This window comes from Pseudoalteromonas sp. NBT06-2 (genome assembly GCF_002276045.1).
Classification (GTDB): domain Bacteria; phylum Pseudomonadota; class Gammaproteobacteria; order Enterobacterales; family Alteromonadaceae; genus Pseudoalteromonas.
Window position 1 is genome coordinate 1 of sequence record NZ_NQMR01000368.1, and the last position, 1162, is coordinate 1162.

Below are 1162 nucleotides of genomic sequence, written 5' to 3' on the forward strand. Positions count from 1 at the left end.
AAAATTAGCGACGAAGGAGCAAACAGCCAACTGTTATTTGTCCTTTTGAGTGACTTGTTAGGTATTGCTTAACATTAACTCGTCCAAGAGAATTTAACTGTGTTTTCTGAAAAACTCGAGAACCGAACGATTAAATGTTTCAGGCTGCTCCCACTGGACAGCATGTCCTGCTTCTGGAACCACAAGTGTCTCACTATGGGGTATTTCTCGAGCGGCAGCTCGCATCATAGAAGGCGGTTGATATAAATCAGCCCCACCTGCAATAAAAAAAGTAGGAACATTAGCAGCTCTAATTTTGTCCCATGTAATACTACTTTTCGCTTTTTGTCCGTGCCTAACCCCATCACCTTTAGACTTTTTCTCCATTTCAATCCAATCCTTTACCCCCTCAGGATGCGCCCAACGATAGGAAGGACCAAGCTCTTTAAACTCGGGTGGTAGATCACCAAAAGGTTTAGGAAGAATAAAGTCTAATCGTTCATCGATATTTTTATCCCATAAGCCGAAAAGGCTACAGACGATAGTCATACTAAGTAGTTTTTCGGGATAAGAAACTACATAATCAGAAACAGCAAAACCTCCCGCTGCCAGACCCAGAATATGGAATTTATCTACACCTAAATGCTCAACTAAAGCATTAAGGTCATCAGCATAATTGCCGGTGTCATTTTTTGAACCGGCTGGAGAGCCAAAATATCCGCGTCTTGAATATGCAATTGTTCTAAACCCTGCTTTTGCAAAAGCAGGTTGTTGATAAGGCCAAGTTAATGCGCTACCTCTACCTGGATGTGAAAGTACAATTGCTGGCCCCTCACCGCCTGTATCCCAGTAATAAAGCCCTGCACCACCTGAGAGTGGCAAAACACCTTCAGTTGCAGGAACCTGTTTTGGAGTTGGTAAATATTTGGGTTCCACTTTACTCGAATTAGCAACAGCATTTTGTGCTTGTGCCTGAACATTACCTGTGATGCCACTAGTCGCGACAATGGTTGCCATTGCTGTGGCTTTTTTTAGCATATCTCTTCGGCTGTCGCTGATCTTCTCTACTTGTTTTTCCATCCTGCTTCCCTGAACACAAACTAAACCATATTTTGTTTATTGATAAATTTACTTAAGAGTATTTATCTTTAAAATGAGTAAAGTGGTCAAATAAATACCTAAC

General features: G+C 41.5%; 1 protein-coding gene. It reads right to left on the reverse strand.

Features of this window, described 5'->3' with window-relative positions; translation table 11 throughout:
• Positions 1-93 precede the first annotated feature (93 nt).
• On the reverse strand, positions 94-1059 hold the full coding sequence (locus CJF42_RS26100; RefSeq protein ID WP_095369388.1) for an alpha/beta fold hydrolase: 966 nt from the start codon (positions 1057-1059) through the stop codon (positions 94-96).
• Positions 1060-1162 lie beyond the last annotated feature (103 nt).